We start from the raw sequence: 19,001 nt of genomic DNA on the forward strand, positions 1-19,001 counted from the left end.
CGACGGCTTAGGCTGGTGGGCGTAGGTACACCCGCATCAGGAGAGGAACCCGATGCTGAGCCGCACCGACCTGCGTGGTCGAGTCCCGTCCCCGGCCGAGCTGCGCACGCTTATGCCGCGCGCCGAGGTGGACGTGGACGCGGTGCTGCATCAGGTCCGGCCCCTGGTCGAGGACGTGCGTGCCCGCGGTGTCGAGGCCGCCCTCGACCTGTCAGAGCGGTTCGACGGCGTCCGCCCGGCCGCCGTCCGCGTCCCAGCCCGTGAGCTGACCTCGGGTCTCGCCTACCTGGACGCACCCGTCCGCGAGGCGATCGAGGAGGCCATCGAACGGACCCGGCTGGTGCACGCCGACCAGCGCCGCACGGATGTCACCACCCAGGTCGTCCCCGGTGGCACGGTCACCGAGCGCTGGGTGCCGGTCCGCCGCGTCGGCCTGTACGCGCCAGGTGGCCTCGCGGTCTACCCGTCGAGTGTCGTCATGAACGTGGTGCCCGCCCAGGCCGCTGGCGTCGAGTCGCTCGTGGTGTGCTCGCCGCCACAGGCCGAGTTCGGCGGTCTCCCGCACCCGACGGTCCTCGCGGCCGCCGAACTGCTCGGCGTGACCGAGGTGTGGGCCGTCGGGGGAGCGCAGGCGGTCGCACTGCTGGCCTACGGCGGCACCGACACCGACGGCACGCCGCTGGACCCGGTCGACATGGTCACCGGCCCAGGCAACGTCTACCTGACCGCCGCGAAGCGCCTGCTCCGCGGCCTGATCGGGATCGACTCGGAGGCGGGTCCGACCGAGATCGCGATCCTGGCCGACGACACCGCCGACCCCGTGCACGTCGCCGCCGACCTGATCAGCCAGGCCGAGCACGACACGCTCGCCGCGAGCGTGCTGGTCACGTCGTCGCCCGAACTGGCCGACGCGGTCGACGCGGAGCTGGCCAGGCAGGTCAAGACCACCAAGCACACCGACCGCATCACGACCGCCCTGCGGGGCCCGCAGTCCGGCTGCGTCCTGGTGTCCGATGTGGACGCTGGACTGTCCGTTGTGGACGCCTACGCCGCGGAGCACCTGGAGATCCAGACCGCCGACGCCGCCGGGGTGGCCGCCCGTGTCCGCGCGGCGGGCGCGATCTTCGTGGGTGCGCACAGCCCGGTCTCGCTCGGCGACTACTGCGCGGGTTCGAACCACGTGCTGCCCACCGGTGGTTGCGCACGGCACTCGTCGGGCCTGTCGGTGCAGACGTTCCTGCGTGGCATCCACGTCGTCGACTACTCGGCCGACGCGTTGGCGGCCGTGGCGGACAAGGTGGTCGCGCTCGCGAACGCGGAGGACCTGCCCGCGCACGGCCAGGCGGTCACGGCCCGGTTCGGGGGTCGCGATGAGTGATCCGATCGGGTCCTCCGTGTCGCTTTCCGACCTGCCGTTGCGGGACGACCTGCGCGGCCGGTCCCCGTACGGCGCACCGCAGCTGGATGTCGAGTTCCGGCTCAACACCAACGAGAACCCCTACCCGCCGCCGCCCGCGCTGGTCGCGGACGTGACGCGGGCGGTCGCGGAGGCGGCGGCGAACCTGCACCGCTACCCGGACCGGGACGCGGTCGCGCTGCGGACCGACCTCGCCGCGTACCTGTCCACGTCGACCGGCGTGCCGCTGACCGTGGCGAACCTGTGGGCCGCCAACGGTTCCAACGAGGTGCTGCAGCAGATCCTGCAGGCGTTCGGCGGCCCCGGCCGCACGGCGCTGGGGTTCGAGCCGTCGTACTCGATGCACCCGATCATCGCCGCGGGCACCCGCACGGAGTGGGCGCCGGCCCCGCGCCGCGCGGACTTCACGCTCGACACCGAAGCCGCTGCCGAGGTGCTCGCCGAGCGCGCACCGGACATCGCGTTCGTGACCAGCCCGAACAACCCGACCGGTGGCTCGATCCCGCCCGCCGGGCTGCGGGCACTGATCGAGGCGGCGCCCGGCCTGGTCGTCGTGGACGAGGCGTACGTGGAGTTCTCGGCGCGCCCCAGCGCGATCACGCTGCTGGCCGAGTACCCGGCGAAGCTGATCGTGTGCCGCACGATGAGCAAGGCGTTCGCGTTCGCGGGCGGCCGCCTCGGCTACCTCGCGGCCGCGCCCGCGATGGTCGACGCACTGCTGCTGGTGCGGCTGCCCTACCACCTGTCCGTGGTCACACAGGCCGCGGCGCGGGCGGCGCTGCGGCACGCCGACGAGACGCTGGCGTCGGTGCACAAACTGGCAGACGAACGCGACCGCGTCGTGGAGTCGTTGCGGGGACTCGGGTTCACGGTCGTGCCGAGCGACGCGAACTTCGTCCTCTTCGGACAGTTCGAGGACGCGGCCGCGACCTGGCAGTCCTACCTCGACCACGGGGTGCTCATCCGCGACGTTGGCATCCCCGGTCACCTGCGGGTGACCATCGGCACCCCGGCGGAGAACGACGCGTTCCTGGCCGCGAGCAAGGAGATCAGGTGAACCGGAGCGGCCGCGTCGAGCGGACCACCAAGGAGTCGTCGGTGGTCGTGGAGATCGACCTCGACGGTGCGGGCAAGGTGGACGTGTCCACCGGCGTCCCGTTCTACGACCACATGCTGACCGCGTTCGGCGCCCACGGCATGTTCGACCTGACCGTGCTGGCGAAGGGCGACATCGAGATCGACGCCCACCACACCGTCGAGGACGTCGCGATCGTCCTTGGTGAGGCGATCGGCAAGGCCCTTGGCGACAAGCGGGGCATCCGCCGCTTCGGCGACGCCTGGATCCCGATGGACGAGACCCTCGCCCACGCCGCGGTCGACGTGTCCGGTCGCCCGTACTGCGTCCTGACCGGCGAGCCCGAGATGATGACGGGCTTCGTGGTGGGCAACAACTACCCGACGGTCCTCAACCGCCACGTGTTCGAGTCGCTGGCCTTCCACGCCCGCATCGCGCTGCACGTGCGCGTCATCCACGGCCGCGACCCGCACCACATCACGGAAGCCCAGTACAAGGCGGTGGCGCGGGCGCTGCGCGCGGCGTCCGAGTCCGACCCGCGCCAGCAGGGCATCCCGAGCACCAAGGGCACCCTCTAGCGCGCGTCGCCGGGCACCTGGGGGCATGCTGGGGGCATGTCCACGAGAATCGTCGCCGGTGCGCCGGTTGCCACGCTCATCAACGTGTTCGTGGTGGCGCCGGAGCGGCAGCGTGAGCTGGTGGACCTGCTGACCCGCGTCACGGAGGAGACGATGCGGGGCGTGCCGGGTTTCGTGTCCGCCAACCTGCACGCGAGCACCGACGGCACCCGCGTGATCAACTACGCGCAGTGGGAGTCGGCCGAGGCGTTCCAGGCGATGCTCGCCGATCCGGCCGCGCGGGAGCACATGCGGCAGGCCGGCGAGCTCTGTGAGTCGTTCGACCCGCACCTGTACACGGTCGACTCGGTGCACCACGCGTGAACTACGCTCCTGTGGCATGTCCAAGGAAGTCATCGTCATCGGCCTGCTCGCGGTCGCCGGGTTCCTCGTCGGCGGCGTCTACTCGACGTACCGGACCGCCAAGGCACTCGCGATGATCCTCGGCCTGCTCGCGGTGGTGGCCGTCGGCGGCGCCGTCGTGTGGATGGCTTCCTAACTAGGGCGTGTCCCATGGATCTTTGTGCGAGAGTCTGGTCCTGACCAGCTGTGACCTCAGGGGAACGTGACGGCACCCAGCCACCAACCACCCACGGTCCGAGGATGCGCTGGGTCGAGACCAACACTTTCAAATTCCGCGGAGGCGGATTAGAGCACGCGGACCTCAGATCCCGCCCTCGGTGGCCGCCTTCAGCCGCGGCGCACCAGGCCCGTACGCCGCCAGCAGGTCATCCTTGTTGATCAGGTGGCACGACTTCAGCGACAGGCACCCGCACCCGATGCACGCCGTCAGCCGGTCGCGCAACCGCTGCATCGCGTCGATCCGCGCGTCCAGCTCACCCCGCCACACGTGCGACAGCCGCGCCCAGTCCGCCTTCGTCGGCGCGCGGCCCTCCGGCAGCGTGCCGAGCGCGTCGCGGATCTCCTCGAGACTCAGCCCCACCCGCTGCGCGGTCCGGATGAACGCCAGTCTCCTCAGGACCGCCCGCGCGTATTTCCGCTGGTTGCCCGCGGTGCGCTCGGACGCGATGAGCCCCCGTTCCTCGTAGAACCGCAGCGCGGTGTGCGGCACACCACTGCGCCGCGAGACCTCGCCGATCGTCAGGGGGTCGGGCAGTTTCGACACAGGCTCCACACTACCGTGGACCTCCACCTAGATCGAGGTCATGGTGGTGTTCCCGCCCTTGACCTCCACCGCGCTGGAAGTCGCATGCTCGATGTCATGACGACGACACTCGACCTCGCAGCCCTGTTCCGGCGGATGACCGGCGACGAGAAGCACGAATGGGCCGCGGCGTCCACATTGGACATTCTCTGGGTGCTCTACGACCGCGTGCTCGACATCTCCCCGGACACCGTCGACGATCCGGACCGCGACCGCTTCCTCCTCTCGAAGGGGCACGGCCCGATGGCGTTCTACGCCGTCCTCGCCGCCAAGGGATTTCTCGACCCGGTCGTCCTCGACGACTGGACCTCCTTCACCTCACCGCTCGGCCAGCACCCCGACCGCGTGCTCGTGCCCGGTGCCGAGATCGGCAGCGGCTCGCTCGGTCACGGGCTGGGCCTCGGCGTCGGCACCGCGCTCGGCCTCCGTGCACAGCGCCGGACGACGCCTCGCGTGTTCGTGCTGGTCGGCGACGGCGAATTGGACGAGGGCAGCAACCATGAGGCCATCGCGCTCGCAGGCCGGATGGGCGTCGCCAACCTCACCGCCATCGCCGTGGACAACGGCTCCGCGAGCCATGGCTGGCCGGGCGGCATCGCCGCCCGGTTCGCGGTCGAGGGCTGGCATACGTCCACAGTGGATGGACGAGATCACGACGAGCTGTACACCGCGCTCACCGCCCGCCATGACGGCCCGAACGTCGTCGTGGCAACGATCCGGGAGGCATGACCCCATGCGACAGACCTTTGTGGACACTGTGAGCACCGCGCTCGACCACGACCCCAGGCTCGCCGTCGTCACCGCCGACATCTCCCGCGACGCGTTCGCGCACGCCCGCGCCCGGCACCCGCACCGCGTGCTCAACGTCGGCATCCGCGAGCAGGCGATGGTCGGCGTCGCCGGGGGACTGGCGCTCACCGGCCTGCGCCCGGTCGTGCACACCTATACGCCCTTCCTCGTCGAGCGGCCGTTCGAGCAGATCAAGCTCGACCTCGGCCACCAGGACGTCGGCGCCGTCCTCGTCAGCATCGGCGGCTCCTACGACGACCCGGTCTGGGGCCGCACCCACCAGGGGCCCGCCGACGTCGCACTGCTCGACACCCTGCCCGGCTGGACCGTGCATGTCCCAGGTCACTCCGACGAGGTCGCCGCCCTCCTGCCCGACACGCTGGCCGGCGACGGACGTGTCTACCTGCGGTTGTCCTCCCGGCAGAACGCGGTCGCGTACCCCGCGACGGGCCGGTTCACCGTGGTGCGGGAGGGCACGCGCGGGACCGTGGTCGCGGTCGGCCCGACGCTCGACAACGTCCTCGCGGCGACGGCAGACCAGGACGTCACGGTCCTCTACGCCTCGACCGTCCGCCCGTTCGACCACCGCGGCCTGCGTGCCGCCGGGCACACCGACATCGTGTTCGTCGAGCCGTACCTGGCCGGCACGTCCGCGCACGAGGTCGCCATCGCGTTCGACGACGTCGCGCACCGGCTCCGCGCCATCGGCGTCCGCCGTGACCGCGAGGTCCGCGCGTACGGCACCGCCGAGGAACACGACGTCCTCCACGGTCTCGACGCGCAGGGCATCGCGAAGTCCGTTCGCGAATTCCTCCGATGAATCGCTGACCGATCGCCATCATGGTCTAGACCAAGGTGAGGCCTTTCCCGTACCGTGGCCGGGTGACCACGGTTAGTTAACCTGCCTTCCTGATCGGGGTACACCATGAAGCGTCACCTACTCGCGAGCATCGCGGCGGCAGCCGCGCTCACGCTCGCCTCCGCACCCGCCGCGACCGCCGAGGTGGAGCCGGGCGGGTGGAGTTCCTACTCACCCGGCTTCTCCGTCCAGGAGCGCGGCTGCGGCGAAGTCGACAACCTGACCTTCACGCTGACCTGCTCCACCGCGAGCGGCGACCAGCGCGCCGAGCGCCGCTACACCACCTACACGGACGGCTCGCGTCAGTTCGAGGGCTACTTCCGGATCACGAGCCAGACCGGCACCAGGATCAGCCTCAAACAGACGTTCCACGAGACCGGCAGCGGCCCGTACTTCATGCTCGCCGTGGAGCGCGGCGGCCGCCTCTACGCGGTGCACGGGGGCACCACGCTCGCCACCGGCGCGACCGTCGGCACCACGGTCCGCGTCAACACGGTCCACGACCTCGGCGGCACACATCGGACCTATATCAACGGCTCGCTCAAGCACACCGTGGCGAGCGGCACGGGCGGCTTCTACGACAAGTTCGGCGCCTACCGCACGAACAGCGGCGCCGGGCCCATCTCGGTGGTGTGGAGTGACATTCGCTTCTGGCGCAAGTAGAGCGGCCGCGGCACTCGCGGTCTTCGCGTCGGCCTGCGCACCGGCCGACGCGCACGACACGATCGATGCGGGCATCCGGTTGTCCGCGTCGATCGCGGGCGACGACGTCACCCTGGCATGGGAGGGACACCGGGGTGACGTCGTCGTCGAGTTCGCCACCGAGCCGGGCGGAAAGTACACGATCCTCGGTTTCGTGCCCGGGGCACAGGCCCGCTACGAGCACCCGGACCTGATGCCGGCGACCACGTTCTACTACCGCGTCCGCCCGGTCGAAGGACCTGCGTCCGATGTCGCGACCGCCGTCCCCGCCACGGACCGTGTCGAGGGGGAGGACTGGCTGGTCCCGAGGACGGTGCCCGACGAGCGTGCGAACCCGAAGCCGGGTGGCGCGCCGTCGAACCTCCTCGTCGAGTCGGTCGGCCCCGACGCACTACGGCTGACCTGGACCGACAACGCCACCGACGAAGCGGGTCACCTCGTGGAGCACGAGGTCGGCGGCACGTTCGAGGTCGCGTTCGTCGTGGCCGAGGACGTCAACCACGTCGGCCTGATCGGGGACGGCGCCGACACCTACCGGGTGCGGGCTTACCGCTTCGGGGAAATGTCCAACGTGGTCAGCGAGCGGACCCCGTAACCTGGAGGGGTGGCACGAGTCGTCGTACTGGACTACGGATCAGGCAACCTGAGGTCGGCCGAGCGCGCCCTGCGCCGGGTCGGTGCGGACGTCGAGGTGACGAGCGACCGCCATGCCGCGCTGGAGTGCGACGGGCTCGTCGTGCCCGGCGTCGGCGCGTTCGCGGCCTGTATGGAGGGGCTGCGCGCGGTCGCGGGTGACCGCATCATCGGCCAGCGGCTCGCGGGCGGCCGTCCCGTGCTCGGCGTGTGCGTCGGCATGCAGATCCTGTTCGAGCAGGGCATCGAGCACGGTGTGCAGACCGAGGGCTGCGGTGAGTGGCCCGGCACCGTCGACCGCCTCGAGGCGGACATCGTGCCCCACATGGGCTGGAACACCGTGCGTGCGCCGGCGGACTCGGTGCTGTTCGACGGCCTCGACCCCTCGACGCGGTTCTACTTCGTGCACTCCTACGCGGTGCGGAGCTGGGAGCTGACCGCGGCGGCGCCGATGCCGAGCCCGAAGGTGACGTGGGCGACGCATGGCAGCGACTTCGTGGCGGCCGCGGAGAACGGCGCGCTGTCGGCGACGCAGTTCCACCCGGAGAAGTCCGGCGACGCGGGCGCGCACCTGCTGACCAACTGGCTGAAGAACCTCTAGCATCCCGCGCCGGTAGTCTCTCGGCGTGACTTTCACGCTCTTCCCGGCGGTCGACGTTCGTGACGGCAAGGCCGTCCGGCTGGTCCAGGGCCGCTCCGGCACCGAGACCGCCTACGGCGACCCGCTCGACGCGGCGAAGGCGTGGCAGGACGCCGGCGCGGAGTGGATCCACCTCGTGGACCTGGACGCGGCGTTCGGCACGGGCGACAACCGTGCCCGCCTGGCCGACATCGTGGCCCAGCTGGACGTGAAGGTCGAGCTGACCGGCGGCATCCGCGACGACGCGTCCCTCGCCGCCGCGCTCGGCACCGGCTGTGCCCGCGTGAACCTCGGCACGGCGGCCGTCACCAACCCGTCGTGGTGCGCGGAGGTCATCGCGGGCCACGGCGAGAAGATCGCGGTGGGCCTGGACGTCCGCGCCGACGACGACGGCGTGTGGCGGGTGAAGACGAAGGGCTGGACCGAGGACGGCGGCGATTTCTGGACCGTGCTCGCGCGCCTGGAGACCGACGGCTGCGCCCGCTACGTGGTCACCGACGTCGGCCGCGACGGCATGCTGCAGGGCCCTAACACGGCGTTGCTGAGCGAGGTCTGCGAGCGGGCCAAGGCGCCGGTCGTGGCGTCGGGTGGCGTGTCGAGCATCGCGGACCTGCGCGCGCTGGCCGAGCTGCCGGTCGAGGGTGCGATCGTCGGGAAGGCGCTGTACACCGGCGCGTTCACGCTGGAGGAGGCGCTGGCGGCCGTCAGTCGAGCGTGATCGCGAGGCACACGGTCCCGTCGTGCCCTCGGAACACCTTGCTGGCCCCGATGACCGCGCGTCCCGCGATGCCGTACTTCTTCCTGAGCGTCCGGCGTCCCCGCTCGGTCCCGTCGGCGTCGAGGATCCGCGCGGTGCCCTTGACGGTCTCCCCGCGCGGCTTGCCCCGCAGGTCACACGCGGTGAGCTCCACCGAGGGGTTGTTGCGCACACGCTTCACCTTGCCCGCGGTGACCTGCGTCCAGACGATCAGCTCGTCGCCGTCCCGGCCCACCCACACCGGCGTGGGCACCGGCGTTCCGTCCTTCCGGAACGTGGTGACCAGGAGGTAGGACCCGCGACCGAGCCGCTCGACTTCAGACATACCGGAAACTCTACTTCCGAGTAACTGTGACGGCTCTCAGCGCGGTGTCTCGAGGTCCAAGGTCAGCTCGACCGGGTCTCTGACGCTCAGCTTGTTCTTGTCCAATCCGGCCGGTCCATACGTCCGAGTCGTCGGATCCAGCTGATAGCGGAAGGAGTTGATCTCCTCGCCGTCGGTTTCGACACGCCAGAAGTGCCGGATTCCCGACGCTGCGTATTCCCCCGGCTTGTCGATCTGGTCGGTCGTCACCGAACCTTCGGACATGATCTCGATGACGAGCAGACAGTGCTCTGGGCGAAGGACCTCGTCGTCCGACAGAGTGGCGTCGTAAACCACTACGTCAGGCCGACGGTTCAGCAGGGGAACGTCCCTCAGTCGCAGATCCACGTCTCCGACGGCCGTGTGGTCGGGCCCAGTCGTCGCTTTCATCGCGGCGACCAGATTGTGGGCCATGTGCTGATGGGCCCTCCGCGGGCTCGGGCTCACGACAGCGGCTCCGTCGACGATCTCGATCTGGCGGCAGACTTCTTCCGGCAATGCCTCGTAGTCGGCCACCGTCAAGCGGTCGCGTGTGTGGTCTAGCCAGTCCGAGAGCGCCGCCATGGCTCCAGAGTACCGCTCACGGGGTTCTGCGCCGAAGTGTCGCGGCACCCAGAACCAGCGCCAGAACGGCGCTACCAGCGACGATGACGAGGTCGCGCACGAACGTCCCGCCGAGTTCATTCGAACGTGTGACTGATTCGAGCGCGTTGACGGCATACGATAGGGGCATCAGGTTCGACAACCATTCGAGCACCGGCGTCATCGAGTCGCGCGGTGCGAACAACCCGCAGAGGAGGATCTGGGGCATCACGATCAACGGCATGAACTGCACCGCCTGGAACTCGGTGCGGGCGAAGGCGCTCACGAACAACCCGAGCGCGGTCCCGAGCAGCGCGTCGAGCATGGCGATCAGCAGGAGCAGCGACACCGAACCGTCGATCTCCAGTCCGAGCCAGGTCAAGGAGATCGCGGTCGCCACCGACACCTGGAGCACCGCGACCAACCCGAACGCGATGGCGTAGCCGAGCAGCAGGTCGAACTTGCCGATCGGCATCGTCATCAGGCGTTCGAGCGTCGCGCTCGTGCGCTCCCGCAGTGTGGTGATCGACGTGACGATGAACATGATCGCGAAGGGGAAGACCGCGAGCAGGGCGGGTGCGGCCGCGCTGAACGCCGCCTCCGAGTTGAACACGAAGCGAAGGAGGACCAACAGGAGCGAGGGAACCAGCACCATCATCGCGACCGTGCGGTGGTCGTGCCGCAGTTGCGTGAGGATGCGGCGTGCGGTGGCCAGTGTGAAGGTGGCGTTCATGCGAGTGACTCCTGCCTGCGGACGAGGCTGAGGAAGGCCTGCTCGAGGTCGTTGGCGCCGGTACTCGTGCGGAGTCCTGCCGGGGTGTCGTCGGCGAGGATCCGGCCTTCGCGCAGGAGCAGCAGACGTTGGCAGCGCGCGGCTTCGTCCATCACGTGGCTGGACACGAGCAGTGTCACGCCCTGGTCGGCGAGCCGGTGGAACAGCGCCCACAGGTCCTCGCGCAGCACCGGGTCGAGTCCGACCGTGGGCTCGTCGAGTACCAGCAGTTCCGGCTTCCCCAGCAGGGCGACTGCCAGGCTCGCGCGGGTGAGCTGCCCACCGGACAGCTGGCCCACGATGTGGTCGGCATGCGTGCCGAGTCCGACCTCGTCGATCACGCGGGCCACGTCGCTCGCGGGTGCGCGCAGGATCGACGCGAAGTACCGCAACGCCTCGTTGACCGTCAGGTCGGCGTAGACGGAGGGGCTCTGCGTCGCGTAGCCGATCTTGTCCCGCAGCTGCGCACTGCCCGCCGGCCGGCCGAGCACGGTGACCGTGCCCGACTCGACGATCTGCACGCCGACGACCGCGCGCATCAGGGTCGTCTTGCCGCAGCCGCTCGGGCCGAGCAGTCCGGTCACGGAACCGCGTGGTGCTTCAAAACTGAGGTCGTGCAGGACCGTTCGCGTCCCCCGGCGTACGCGGAGGTTCTCGACGACCAACGCGCTGGAATTAGTCACGCGTTTAATTCTGCGCGTGTCGAGTGAGACCGTCAAGCCGAGAGGAGCCGGTATCGGTCAAGGAGTGAAGTAGTACTGCAACACGGGCGCGACCAGCGCGACGACCTCGTCGTCGGTGGCGGACGCGAGCGGCTCCACCTGGATCACGTAGCGCGCCATGGCCAGGCCGAACGCCTGCGAGGCGGCGCCGGTGAGCCGCAGTGGCGGCAGGTCGAGCGCGGCCGACACCGGGCCGACGACCGCGTGCTCGAGGAACTGGCGCATCAGCGACGCGATCTGCTCGTTGCCGGCGACCGACCGGACCAGGGCCAGGAACGACTGCCGCGTCTCGGGTGCGGACCACAGCCCGAGGAACAGGCGGACGACCCGTTCCCCGATCTGGTCGCGCGGGCCCTGCGTGATGGCCTCGGTGATCGCGGCCGGGGTGACCGGCAGGTTCAAGGCCGCCACGAACACCTGCTCCTTCGACCCGAAGAAGTGGTGCACGAGCGCGGGGTTGACCCCTGCCTCCGCGGCGATACCGCGGATCGTGGCGCCGTCGTAGCCGCGCCGGCCGAACTGGTTGCGGGCGGCGGCGAGGATGTCGGCCCGCGTCTGCGTCTGTCCGGGGCGGCGGCCTGCCACGTTGGCTCCTTCGCTGTCGGTGCTGGTCAGTATCCTCGGTGGCATGGCAGTTGCGGTTCGGGTGATCCCGTGTCTCGATGTCGACGCCGGGCGCGTCGTCAAGGGCGTCAACTTCACGAACCTGGTCGACGCGGGCGACCCGGTGGAGCTGGCGCGCGCCTACGACGCGGAGGGTGCCGACGAGCTGACGTTCCTGGACGTCACGGCGTCCTCTTCCGACCGCGAGACGACCTTCGACGTCGTGCGGCGCACCGCCGAGCAGGTGTTCATCCCGCTCACGGTCGGCGGCGGCGTCCGTGAGGTGTCCGATGTGGACCGACTGCTGCGTGCGGGTGCGGACAAGGTGTCCATCAACACGGCGGCGATCCTGCGTCCGGAGCTGCTTTCCGAGGCGTCGCAACGGTTCGGCGCGCAGTGCGTGGTCCTGTCGGTCGACGCGCGCCGTGCGCAGGGCACCCCGTCCGGGTTCGAGGTGACCACGCATGGCGGCCGCAAGGGCACCGGCATCGACGCGGTCGAGTGGGCCGCCAGGGGCCAGGCGCTCGGGGTGGGGGAGATCCTGCTGAACTCCATGGACGCCGACGGCACCAAGGCGGGCTTCGACCTGGAGTTGATCAGGAAGGTCCGCTCTGAGGTGGACGTCCCGCTGATCGCGTCAGGCGGCGCGGGCGACACGGCGCACTTCGCCCCCGCGGTGGCCGCGGGCGCGGACGCGGTGCTGGCCGCGAGCGTGTTCCACTTCGGACAGCTGCGCATCGGCGAGGTCAAAGCCGCGCTGCGACAGGCGGATGTGGTGGTCCGATGACCACATTGGACCCGAAGATCGCGGCACGGCTGAAGCGCAATCCGGAAGGCCTGGTCTGCGCGGTGGCCCAGCGCCGGGGCACCGGCGAGGTGCTGATGGTGGCGTGGATGGACGACGAGGCACTGGCCATGACGCTGGAAACCGGGCGAGCGACGTACTTCTCCCGCAGCAGGGACAAACTGTGGGTCAAGGGCGAGACGTCGGGTCACACCCAGCGGGTGCACGAGGTCCGCCTGGACTGCGACGGCGACACGGTGCTGCTGGTGGTCGACCAGGAGGGCGCCGCCTGCCACACGGGCGCGGCAACCTGCTTCGACCAGGACCGCCTGCTCTAGTGTCCCGCGCCGGAAATCTGGCACCTGATTCGGCGGCCCAGCGAGTGCCGGGCCGACGAGACCGCGTTGCCGATCCACCCAAGTACAACCCGGTACGAGGGAGGATCGGCGCCTTGCCGGCAGAAACCTGGATCCACCGACTCACGCACCGCATTCCCGGCGCGGGACACTAGTGCCCCGTCAAGGCGAAGAGGGCACGTTTCTCCTCGGCCCAGGCGGCCGCTGGCGGCGTTGCGGGAAAGCCCAAGTACAACCCGGTACGAGCGGCTTCCCCGCGCCTTGCCGGCGACCACCTGGATCCACGGACAAACGACCCACTCCACCTTGACGGGGCACTAGGTGATGGTCCCGTTGATGTACCGCTGAAGCGTGGGCGCGATGGCCGCGGCGAGCGTGTCGATGCCGGCGGAGGCGAGCGGCTCGAAGCGGGCGACGTACCGCACCATCCCGAGCCCGACGATCTGCGTGGCGATCAAGGTGGCGCGCAGGTCGTGGTGGTCCGGCGAGAACTTCCCGATGACCTGCTTGAAGATGAACTTGAGGAAGAAGTCACGCAACATGGCCGCGGCCTCGTCGTGGCTGGTGACGCTGCGCATCAACGCGGTGAACACCCCGCCACCGGACGCGTCCCACTGACCGAGGAAGGTTCGCACGATCGTGTCCCCGACCCGATCGGCCGGTGCGGCGACAAGGATCTCGACGATGTCCTGCGGATTGAAGGGCAACTTGAGCACGGCCTCGGCGAAAAGCCCCTCCTTGCCCCCGAACCAGTGGTTGACCATGGCCGCGTCCACCCCGGCCCGTCCGGCGATGGCCCGCACGGTGGCGCCGTCATAGCCCTGCTCGATGAACACCTCACGAGCGGCGCTGACCAAGGCCTCACGCGTGTCAGCCCCGCCGGGTCGTCGCCCCCGCCGCCGAACCCCGGTCGTCTTCTCCGTCACCCGCCCATGATGCGGCAGCCATCACCTTTTTTCAACAGCTGGTGAATTTTGCGCAGGCCTGCCTCCTGCCCCCTCGAACCACGCTACGCGACCGGGCTGCCTGGTCGAGGCGTCAGACCCTTGGTGGCTGCTCCAAGCCGGTACGGGGTGCGGATCCCTCCCGGGTGGAGGGGCAGAATGGCTCCCATGGTCAGTGTGATCGAAGCCGCCGCTCCCGCTGCTGGGCTCGGGGTGATCAGCCCCACCCGGGAGGAGTTTCACCGGCTTGCGGCCGATCGGCGGGTCATTCCCGTTGTGCGGCGGGTGCTCGCCGACGCGGAGACGCCGGTCGGGGTCTACCGGAAGCTCGGGGCCGGGCGGGCGGGGACCTTCCTCTTCGAGTCGGCTGAGAACGGGCGGTCCTGGTCGCGGTGGTCGTTCGTCGGAGTACGCAGTGCCGCGGCGCTGACGGAGCGTGACGGCGAGGCCGTGTGGACCGGGACTCCGCCGGTGGGCCTGCCCGAGGGTGGCGACCCCATGGCCGCGCTCCGGGAGACCCTCCAGCGGCTGCACACCGACCCGTTGCCGGGACTTCCGCCGCTCACCGGCGGCATGGTCGGGTTCATCGGCTACGACGCCGTGCGGCGCCTGGAACGCCTGCCCGAGCTCACCGTCGACGACCTGCACCTCCCCGAGCTCGTCATGCTCCTCGCCACGGAGCTGGCCGCGCTGGACCACCACGAGGGCACCATCACCCTCATCTCCAACGCCGTGAACTGGGACGACAGCCCCGAGCGGGTGGACGCCGCCTACGACGCGGCCGTGCGCAGCATCGACGAGATGACCCGAGGGCTGCAGACCCCGGCCCCGCCGACCACGGCCGTCTACGAGCGGCCCAAGCCGCGGTACCGGCGACGGCGGTCGCAGGAGGAGCACACGGCCGCCGTCAACGTCGCCAAGGAGGCCATCCGCGCCGGGGAGGCCTTCCAGGTGGTCCTCTCGCAGCGCTTCGAGGTCGCCACCGACGCCGACCCGCTCGACGTGTACCGGGTGCTGCGGGCCACCAACCCCAGCCCCTACATGTACCTGTTGCGGCTCGACGGGTTCGACATCGTCGGCTCCAGCCCCGAATCGCTGGTCACGGTGCGTGATGGACAGGCGACCACGCACCCGATCGCGGGCACCCGGTGGCGTGGTGCGGACCCGGAGGAGGACTCGCTGCTGGAGAAGGACCTGCTCGCCGACGAGAAGGAGCGAGCCGAGCACCTGATGCTCGTCGACCTGGGGCGCAACGACCTGGGACGGGTCTGCAAGCCGGGCTCGGTGAACGTCGTCGACTTCTTCCGGGTCGAGCGGTACAGCCACGTCATGCACATCGTCTCCACGGTGACCGGGCAGCTGGCGGACGGGAAGACCGCCTACGACGCCGTTGCCGCCTGCTTCCCGGCCGGCACGCTCTCCGGGGCACCGAAACCACGCGCGATGGAACTGATCGAGGAGCTGGAACCGACCCGGCGCGGGCTGTACGGCGGCGTCGTCGGCTACCTCGACTTCGCGGGCGACGCCGACACCGCCATCGCCATCCGCACGGCGCTGATGCGCGACGGAACCGCGTATGTGCAGGCGGGCGGCGGGATCGTGGCCGACTCGAACCCGGTCGCCGAGGACGACGAGTGCGTCAACAAGGCGGGTGCGGTGCTCGCGGCCATCGCCTCCGCCCAGACCATGCGTGGCGCGACCGATCGTGGCTAAGCGTCCATTGTGGATGATCGTGGTGCTGTTGCTCGGCGCCGCGGCCGCGCTGTGGGGTGCCAACGACATCAGCTGGCACCCCGCCGAGGCGCTGCCACCGGCACAGAGCCCGCATGACAACGCCGTACTGAACCCGGGTGTCGACTCCGAGCCAGAACGGCCCAGCCTCACCGCGGTCGCGCTGCTGGCCCTCGCGTCGCTCGCGGGGGTGTTCGCCGTCAGTGGATGGATGCGCCGCCTGCTGGGTGCGATCATCGTGGTCGCGGGCGGCTGGGTGTGCTGGCAGGCGATCGCCACCGACGGCGCTTTCGAGCTGTTCACCGGTCGTGGCCTGGCGCTTCTCGGCGGGGCGGCGTTCCTCGCGGCGGGCGTGATGATCGTCTTGTACGCCACCGTGCTGCCCGCGATGGGTGACCGTTACGAGCGCGCCGACACGAGGCAGCGTTCCGGACAGCGTTCCGGCGATCCCGACAAGGACCTGTGGGACGGCCTCTCGGATGGCGACGATCCGACGGCGGATGGACCACGAACGTGAACCCGTGGAATGTGCCGCGACGGCACGGGGTTAGCATCCCTTAAGCGGGAAGGGGCATGGCTGGTGACAGATAGCACGTGCGGAACATCGGAGTCGGCCGCGCAGCCGGGACCGACGAGCGCCGGCGAGTGTGGCCAGTGAGCATCCTCGAGTCGATCATCGAAGGCGTGCGGGCGGACCTCGCGGTGCGTGAGTCGGCGCTGCCGTTCGACGTCGTGAAGGAACGCGCCACCAAGGCGCCGCCACCACGGGACGCCGTGTCCGCGCTGCGCGGCTCCGACATCAGCGTCGTGGCCGAGATCAAGCGCCGCAGCCCCTCCAAGGGCGACCTGGCGAACATTCCCGACCCGGCGACGCTCGCGAAGGACTACGCCGACGCGGGTGCCCGCGTCATCAGCGTCCTCACCGAGGAGCGCCGTTTCGGCGGCTCGCTGGCCGACTTCGACGCGGTTCGCGCGGTCGTCGACGTCCCCTTGCTGCGCAAGGACTTCACCGTCACGCCCTACCAGGTGCACGAGGCGCGCATGCACGGCGCCGACATCGTGCTGCTGATCGTGGCCGCGCTGGAGCAGAACGCGCTGGTGTCGCTGCTCGACCGCGTCGAGTCGCTCGGCATGACCGCGCTGGTCGAGGTGCACACGGCCGAGGAGGCCGACCGTGCGCTCGAGGCCGGCGCGTCGGTGGTCGGCATCAACGCCCGTGACCTGCACACCCTCGACGTCGACCGTGAGGTGTTCGGCAGGCTCGCGCCCGGCCTGCCGTTCGAGACCGTCAAGATCGCCGAGTCCGGCATCCGAGGTCCCGGCGACCTGATGACCTACGCAGGCGCGGGTGCCGACGCGGTGCTCGTCGGCGAGAGCCTGGTCGCGGCGCCCGACCCCAAGGCGGCGCTGGTCCAGCTGGTGACCGCGGGCTCGCACCCGGCGTGCCCGAGGCCGAGTCGATGACCGAGCAGGTGTCCGACCAGCACGAGCACGACCAGCACGACCCGGACGCACGCGGTCATTTCGGGCCCTACGGCGGCCGGTTCCTGCCGGAGGCCCTGATCGCGGCGATGGACGAGCTGACCACCGTCTACGAGAAGGCGCGGCTCGACCCCGACTTCGTCGACGAGTTCAACCGCCTGCTCCGCGACTACGCGGGCCGCCCTTCGCTGCTCACCGAGGCGCCGCGGTTCGCGGAGCACGCGGGTGGCGTGCGGATCTTCCTCAAGCGCGAGGACCTCAACCACACCGGCTCACACAAGATCAACAATGTGCTGGGCCAGGTGTTGCTCACCAAACGGATGGGCAAGAAGCGCGTCATCGCCGAGACCGGTGCCGGCCAGCACGGGGTCGCCACCGCCACGGCGTGCGCGCTCATGGGCCTCGACTGCGTGGTCTACATGGGCGAGGTCGACACGCGGCGGCAGGCCCTGAACGTGGCCCGCATGCGGCTGCTCGGCGCCGAGGTCATCCCGGTGACCACCGGCTCCCGCACGCTCAAGGACGCCATCAACGAGGCGCTGCGTGACTGGGTCGCGAACGTCGACTCCACGCACTACCTGCTCGGCACGGCCGCGGGCGGGCACCCGTTCCCGATGATGGTGCGCAACTTCCACAAGGTCATCGGCCGGGAGGCACGCGCGCAGATCCTGGAGAAGGCGGGCAGGCTGCCGGACGCGGTCGCCGCGTGTGTCGGCGGCGGCTCCAACGCCATCGGCATCTTCCACGGCTTCATCGACGACGCCGACGTGCGCCTGGTCGGGTTCGAACCGGGCGGCCACGGCATCGACTCCGGCGAGCACGGCGCCACGCTGTCCGAGGGCACGCCCGGCATGCTGCACGGCGCCATGTCCTACCTGCTGCAGGACGAGGACGGTCAGACCGCCGAGGCGTACTCGATCTCCGCCGGGCTCGACTATCCTGGCGTCGGCCCGGAGCACGCGTGGCTCAAGGACACCGGCCGCGCGGAGTACCGCTCGGTCACCGATGCCGAGGCCATGGACGCGTTCCAGCTGCTGTCGCGCACCGAGGGCATCATCCCGGCGATCGAGTCCGCGCACGCGCTGGCAGGCGCGCTCAAGCTGGGCCGGGAACTGGGGCCGGACGGGCTCATCGTGGTGTGCCTGTCCGGGCGAGGGGACAAGGACATGGACACCGCCGCGTCGTACTTCGGCTTCACGTCATGAGCGCGGTCGCCGACGTCTTCGAGGCGGCCAAGGCGGAAGGCCGTGGCGCGCTCATCGGCTACCTGCCCGCCGGCTATCCGACGGTGCCGGGTTCGATCGACCTGCTCAAGGCCATGGTCGACGCGGGCTGCGACCTGCTGGAGATCGGCGTCCCGTACTCCGACCCGGTGATGGACGGCCCCACGATCCAGGAGGCGGCGGCCGCCGCCTTGTCCGGCGGGTTCCGGCTCCGGGACTTGTTCACGGTCGTCGAACAGGTGTCGGCGGCAGGCGGCAAGGCCGTGGTCATGACCTACTGGAACCCGGTGCTCCGCTACGGCGTCGACCGGTTCGCCCGCGACCTCGCGGCCGCCGGTGGTCTCGGCATGATCACGCCGGACCTGGTGCCGGACGAGGCCGACGACTGGCTCGTCGCGTCGGACGCCAACGGCCTCACCAGGACCTTCCTCGTCGCACCGTCCTCCACCGAGGAGCGGCTGGCCGCGACGACCGCGGCGACCACCGGTTTCCTGTACGCGGCCGCGGTCATGGGCGTCACCGGCGCCCGCGACGTGGTCGGTGCCGAAGCGGCCGGACTGGTCGCGCGGGCACGCGCGCACACGTCGCTGCCGATCGGTGTCGGCATCGGGGTGCGGTCGGGGGAGCAGGCGGCCGAGGTCGCGGGCTTCGCGGACGCCGTCATCGTTGGCTCGGCGTTCGTCTCCAGGGCGGCGGACGGGATCGCACCGGTGCGGGCGCTGACGGCAGAGCTGGCCGACGGAGTCCGCCGCCCGGCGCTCACCCGCTAGTGTGGGCCGCCGGA

The 19,001-nt window shown here is 70.3% G+C and carries 25 protein-coding genes; 18 read left to right on the top strand and 7 right to left on the bottom strand.

The window, feature by feature from the left end; translation table 11 throughout:
• The first annotated feature begins 52 nt into the window (after nt 1–52).
• The 5 genes from hisD to WBA97_RS07115 are packed head-to-tail and all read left to right on the top strand — an operon-like array spanning nt 53 to nt 3,608.
• Nucleotides 53–1,378, top strand: a complete 1,326-nt coding sequence (gene hisD / locus WBA97_RS07095; protein WP_424229899.1) for a histidinol dehydrogenase — start codon at nt 53–55, stop codon at nt 1,376–1,378.
• Nucleotides 1,371–2,474 carry a histidinol-phosphate transaminase gene (locus tag WBA97_RS07100; RefSeq protein ID WP_424229900.1) on the top strand — a complete coding sequence of 368 codons (1,104 nt, stop codon included), beginning with the start codon at nt 1,371–1,373 and terminating at the stop codon, nt 2,472–2,474. The genes hisD and WBA97_RS07100 overlap by 8 nt, the downstream gene beginning before the upstream one ends.
• Complete coding sequence (hisB, locus tag WBA97_RS07105) at nt 2,471–3,070, top strand: imidazoleglycerol-phosphate dehydratase HisB (protein ID WP_424229901.1); 600 nt, start codon at nt 2,471–2,473, stop codon at nt 3,068–3,070. Before WBA97_RS07100 ends, hisB begins: the two co-directional genes overlap by 4 nt.
• Before the next feature lie 36 nt (nt 3,071–3,106).
• Nucleotides 3,107–3,433 (top strand): antibiotic biosynthesis monooxygenase family protein, encoded by a 327-nt coding sequence (locus WBA97_RS07110; RefSeq protein WP_424229902.1) that lies wholly within the window; start codon nt 3,107–3,109, stop codon nt 3,431–3,433.
• A 16-nt stretch (nt 3,434–3,449) separates the two neighbouring features.
• Nucleotides 3,450–3,608 carry a hypothetical protein gene (locus tag WBA97_RS07115; RefSeq protein ID WP_424229903.1) on the top strand — a complete coding sequence of 53 codons (159 nt, stop codon included), beginning with the start codon at nt 3,450–3,452 and terminating at the stop codon, nt 3,606–3,608.
• Between the two features lie 165 nt (nt 3,609–3,773).
• Here WBA97_RS07115 and soxR read toward each other — a convergent pair whose 3' ends face one another.
• On the bottom strand, nt 3,774–4,235 hold the full coding sequence (soxR, locus tag WBA97_RS07120) for a redox-sensitive transcriptional activator SoxR (RefSeq protein ID WP_424229904.1): 462 nt from the start codon (nt 4,233–4,235) through the stop codon (nt 3,774–3,776).
• 96 nt (nt 4,236–4,331) lie between these two features.
• Between soxR and WBA97_RS07125 the strand changes: the two genes are divergently transcribed.
• The 6 genes from WBA97_RS07125 to priA all read left to right on the top strand — a co-directional run bounded on the left by WBA97_RS07125 (nt 4,332) and on the right by priA (nt 8,615).
• The gene (locus WBA97_RS07125) at nt 4,332–5,003 is read left to right on the top strand and encodes a transketolase (RefSeq protein ID WP_424229905.1); all 672 of its coding nucleotides are present in this window, start codon (nt 4,332–4,334) and stop codon (nt 5,001–5,003) included.
• Nucleotides 5,004–5,007: 4 nt separating this feature from the next.
• Nucleotides 5,008–5,883 carry a transketolase family protein gene (locus tag WBA97_RS07130; RefSeq protein ID WP_424229906.1) on the top strand — a complete coding sequence of 292 codons (876 nt, stop codon included), beginning with the start codon at nt 5,008–5,010 and terminating at the stop codon, nt 5,881–5,883.
• 105 nt (nt 5,884–5,988) lie between these two features.
• Entirely contained in the window at nt 5,989–6,585 is a 597-nt protein-coding gene (locus WBA97_RS07135) for a hypothetical protein (RefSeq protein ID WP_424229907.1), read from the top strand.
• Nucleotides 6,560–7,219 carry a fibronectin type III domain-containing protein gene (locus WBA97_RS07140; RefSeq protein WP_424229908.1) on the top strand — a complete coding sequence of 220 codons (660 nt, stop codon included), beginning with the start codon at nt 6,560–6,562 and terminating at the stop codon, nt 7,217–7,219. Before WBA97_RS07135 ends, WBA97_RS07140 begins: the two co-directional genes overlap by 26 nt.
• Nucleotides 7,220–7,228: 9 nt before the next feature.
• On the top strand, nt 7,229–7,858 hold the full coding sequence (gene hisH / locus WBA97_RS07145) for an imidazole glycerol phosphate synthase subunit HisH (RefSeq protein WP_424229909.1): 630 nt from the start codon (nt 7,229–7,231) through the stop codon (nt 7,856–7,858).
• 25 nt (nt 7,859–7,883) lie between these two features.
• Entirely contained in the window at nt 7,884–8,615 is a 732-nt protein-coding gene (priA, locus tag WBA97_RS07150; RefSeq protein ID WP_424229910.1) for a bifunctional 1-(5-phosphoribosyl)-5-((5-phosphoribosylamino)methylideneamino)imidazole-4-carboxamide isomerase/phosphoribosylanthranilate isomerase PriA, read from the top strand.
• Here the strand turns inward: priA and WBA97_RS07155 are convergent.
• The 5 genes from WBA97_RS07155 to WBA97_RS07175 are packed head-to-tail and all read right to left on the bottom strand — an operon-like array spanning nt 8,602 to nt 11,679.
• Nucleotides 8,602–8,979 (bottom strand): PPOX class F420-dependent oxidoreductase, encoded by a 378-nt coding sequence (locus WBA97_RS07155; RefSeq protein WP_424229911.1) that lies wholly within the window; start codon nt 8,977–8,979, stop codon nt 8,602–8,604. The genes priA and WBA97_RS07155 overlap by 14 nt on opposite strands.
• Before the next feature lie 36 nt (nt 8,980–9,015).
• Complete coding sequence (locus tag WBA97_RS07160; RefSeq protein WP_424229912.1) at nt 9,016–9,582, bottom strand: Uma2 family endonuclease; 567 nt, start codon at nt 9,580–9,582, stop codon at nt 9,016–9,018.
• Nucleotides 9,583–9,598: 16 nt separating this feature from the next.
• Nucleotides 9,599–10,333, bottom strand: coding sequence for an ABC transporter permease (locus tag WBA97_RS07165; RefSeq protein WP_424229913.1), 735 nt, complete (start codon nt 10,331–10,333; stop codon nt 9,599–9,601).
• Nucleotides 10,330–11,055 carry an ABC transporter ATP-binding protein gene (locus WBA97_RS07170; RefSeq protein WP_424229914.1) on the bottom strand — a complete coding sequence of 242 codons (726 nt, stop codon included), beginning with the start codon at nt 11,053–11,055 and terminating at the stop codon, nt 10,330–10,332. The genes WBA97_RS07165 and WBA97_RS07170 overlap by 4 nt, the downstream gene beginning before the upstream one ends.
• Nucleotides 11,056–11,112: 57 nt before the next feature.
• A complete protein-coding gene (locus tag WBA97_RS07175; RefSeq protein WP_424229915.1) occupies nt 11,113–11,679 on the bottom strand; it encodes a TetR family transcriptional regulator in 567 nt (188 codons plus the stop codon).
• A 43-nt stretch (nt 11,680–11,722) separates the two neighbouring features.
• Between WBA97_RS07175 and hisF the strand changes: the two genes are divergently transcribed.
• Both hisF and hisI read left to right on the top strand, forming a co-directional pair.
• Entirely contained in the window at nt 11,723–12,484 is a 762-nt protein-coding gene (gene hisF, locus WBA97_RS07180; protein WP_424229916.1) for an imidazole glycerol phosphate synthase subunit HisF, read from the top strand.
• Entirely contained in the window at nt 12,481–12,819 is a 339-nt protein-coding gene (gene hisI / locus WBA97_RS07185) for a phosphoribosyl-AMP cyclohydrolase (protein WP_424229917.1), read from the top strand. The genes hisF and hisI overlap by 4 nt, the downstream gene beginning before the upstream one ends.
• 335 nt (nt 12,820–13,154) lie before the next feature.
• Here the strand turns inward: hisI and WBA97_RS07190 are convergent, their stop codons facing one another.
• The gene (locus tag WBA97_RS07190) at nt 13,155–13,763 is read right to left on the bottom strand and encodes a TetR family transcriptional regulator (protein ID WP_424229918.1); all 609 of its coding nucleotides are present in this window, start codon (nt 13,761–13,763) and stop codon (nt 13,155–13,157) included.
• Between the two features lie 186 nt (nt 13,764–13,949).
• Here WBA97_RS07190 and WBA97_RS07195 point away from each other — a divergent pair, with 186 nt between their 5' ends.
• The 5 genes from WBA97_RS07195 (at nt 13,950) to trpA (ending at nt 18,987) form a co-directional block, all read left to right on the top strand.
• Nucleotides 13,950–15,494, top strand: a complete 1,545-nt coding sequence (locus tag WBA97_RS07195; protein ID WP_424229919.1) for an anthranilate synthase component I — start codon at nt 13,950–13,952, stop codon at nt 15,492–15,494.
• Complete coding sequence (locus tag WBA97_RS07200) at nt 15,487–16,029, top strand: Trp biosynthesis-associated membrane protein (RefSeq protein WP_424229920.1); 543 nt, start codon at nt 15,487–15,489, stop codon at nt 16,027–16,029. Before WBA97_RS07195 ends, WBA97_RS07200 begins: the two co-directional genes overlap by 8 nt.
• Before the next feature lie 137 nt (nt 16,030–16,166).
• The gene (trpC, locus tag WBA97_RS07205; protein ID WP_424229921.1) at nt 16,167–16,976 is read left to right on the top strand and encodes an indole-3-glycerol phosphate synthase TrpC; all 810 of its coding nucleotides are present in this window, start codon (nt 16,167–16,169) and stop codon (nt 16,974–16,976) included.
• The gene (gene trpB, locus WBA97_RS07210; RefSeq protein WP_424229922.1) at nt 16,973–18,199 is read left to right on the top strand and encodes a tryptophan synthase subunit beta; all 1,227 of its coding nucleotides are present in this window, start codon (nt 16,973–16,975) and stop codon (nt 18,197–18,199) included. The genes trpC and trpB overlap by 4 nt, the downstream gene beginning before the upstream one ends.
• Nucleotides 18,196–18,987, top strand: a complete 792-nt coding sequence (gene trpA, locus WBA97_RS07215) for a tryptophan synthase subunit alpha (RefSeq protein ID WP_424229923.1) — start codon at nt 18,196–18,198, stop codon at nt 18,985–18,987. Before trpB ends, trpA begins: the two co-directional genes overlap by 4 nt.
• The last annotated feature ends 14 nt before the right edge of the window (nt 18,988–19,001 follow it).

Origin of the sequence: Actinophytocola sp. (assembly GCF_049647105.1) — a bacterium.
GTDB lineage: Bacteria > Actinomycetota > Actinomycetes > Mycobacteriales > Pseudonocardiaceae > Actinophytocola.

Bases quoted from the DNA above. Each gene is read 5' to 3' on its own strand.
- WBA97_RS07135 (WP_424229907.1), top strand. From the start codon at position 5,989: ATGAAGCGTCACCTACTCGCGAGCATCGCGGCGGCAGCCGCGCTCACG.
- WBA97_RS07160 (WP_424229912.1), bottom strand. From the start codon at position 9,582: ATGGCGGCGCTCTCGGACTGGCTAGACCACACACGCGACCGCTTGACG.
- hisF (WP_424229916.1), top strand. From the start codon at position 11,723: ATGGCAGTTGCGGTTCGGGTGATCCCGTGTCTCGATGTCGACGCCGGG.
- WBA97_RS07110 (WP_424229902.1), top strand. From the start codon at position 3,107: ATGTCCACGAGAATCGTCGCCGGTGCGCCGGTTGCCACGCTCATCAAC.
- WBA97_RS07100 (WP_424229900.1), top strand. From the start codon at position 1,371: ATGAGTGATCCGATCGGGTCCTCCGTGTCGCTTTCCGACCTGCCGTTG.
- hisI (WP_424229917.1), top strand. From the start codon at position 12,481: ATGACCACATTGGACCCGAAGATCGCGGCACGGCTGAAGCGCAATCCG.
- WBA97_RS07165 (WP_424229913.1), bottom strand. From the start codon at position 10,333: ATGAACGCCACCTTCACACTGGCCACCGCACGCCGCATCCTCACGCAA.
- WBA97_RS07130 (WP_424229906.1), top strand. From the start codon at position 5,008: ATGCGACAGACCTTTGTGGACACTGTGAGCACCGCGCTCGACCACGAC.
- WBA97_RS07125 (WP_424229905.1), top strand. From the start codon at position 4,332: ATGACGACGACACTCGACCTCGCAGCCCTGTTCCGGCGGATGACCGGC.
- hisD (WP_424229899.1), top strand. From the start codon at position 53: ATGCTGAGCCGCACCGACCTGCGTGGTCGAGTCCCGTCCCCGGCCGAG.
- WBA97_RS07115 (WP_424229903.1), top strand. From the start codon at position 3,450: ATGTCCAAGGAAGTCATCGTCATCGGCCTGCTCGCGGTCGCCGGGTTC.
- trpA (WP_424229923.1), top strand. From the start codon at position 18,196: ATGAGCGCGGTCGCCGACGTCTTCGAGGCGGCCAAGGCGGAAGGCCGT.
- WBA97_RS07195 (WP_424229919.1), top strand. From the start codon at position 13,950: ATGGTCAGTGTGATCGAAGCCGCCGCTCCCGCTGCTGGGCTCGGGGTG.
- WBA97_RS07155 (WP_424229911.1), bottom strand. From the start codon at position 8,979: ATGTCTGAAGTCGAGCGGCTCGGTCGCGGGTCCTACCTCCTGGTCACC.
- trpB (WP_424229922.1), top strand. From the start codon at position 16,973: ATGACCGAGCAGGTGTCCGACCAGCACGAGCACGACCAGCACGACCCG.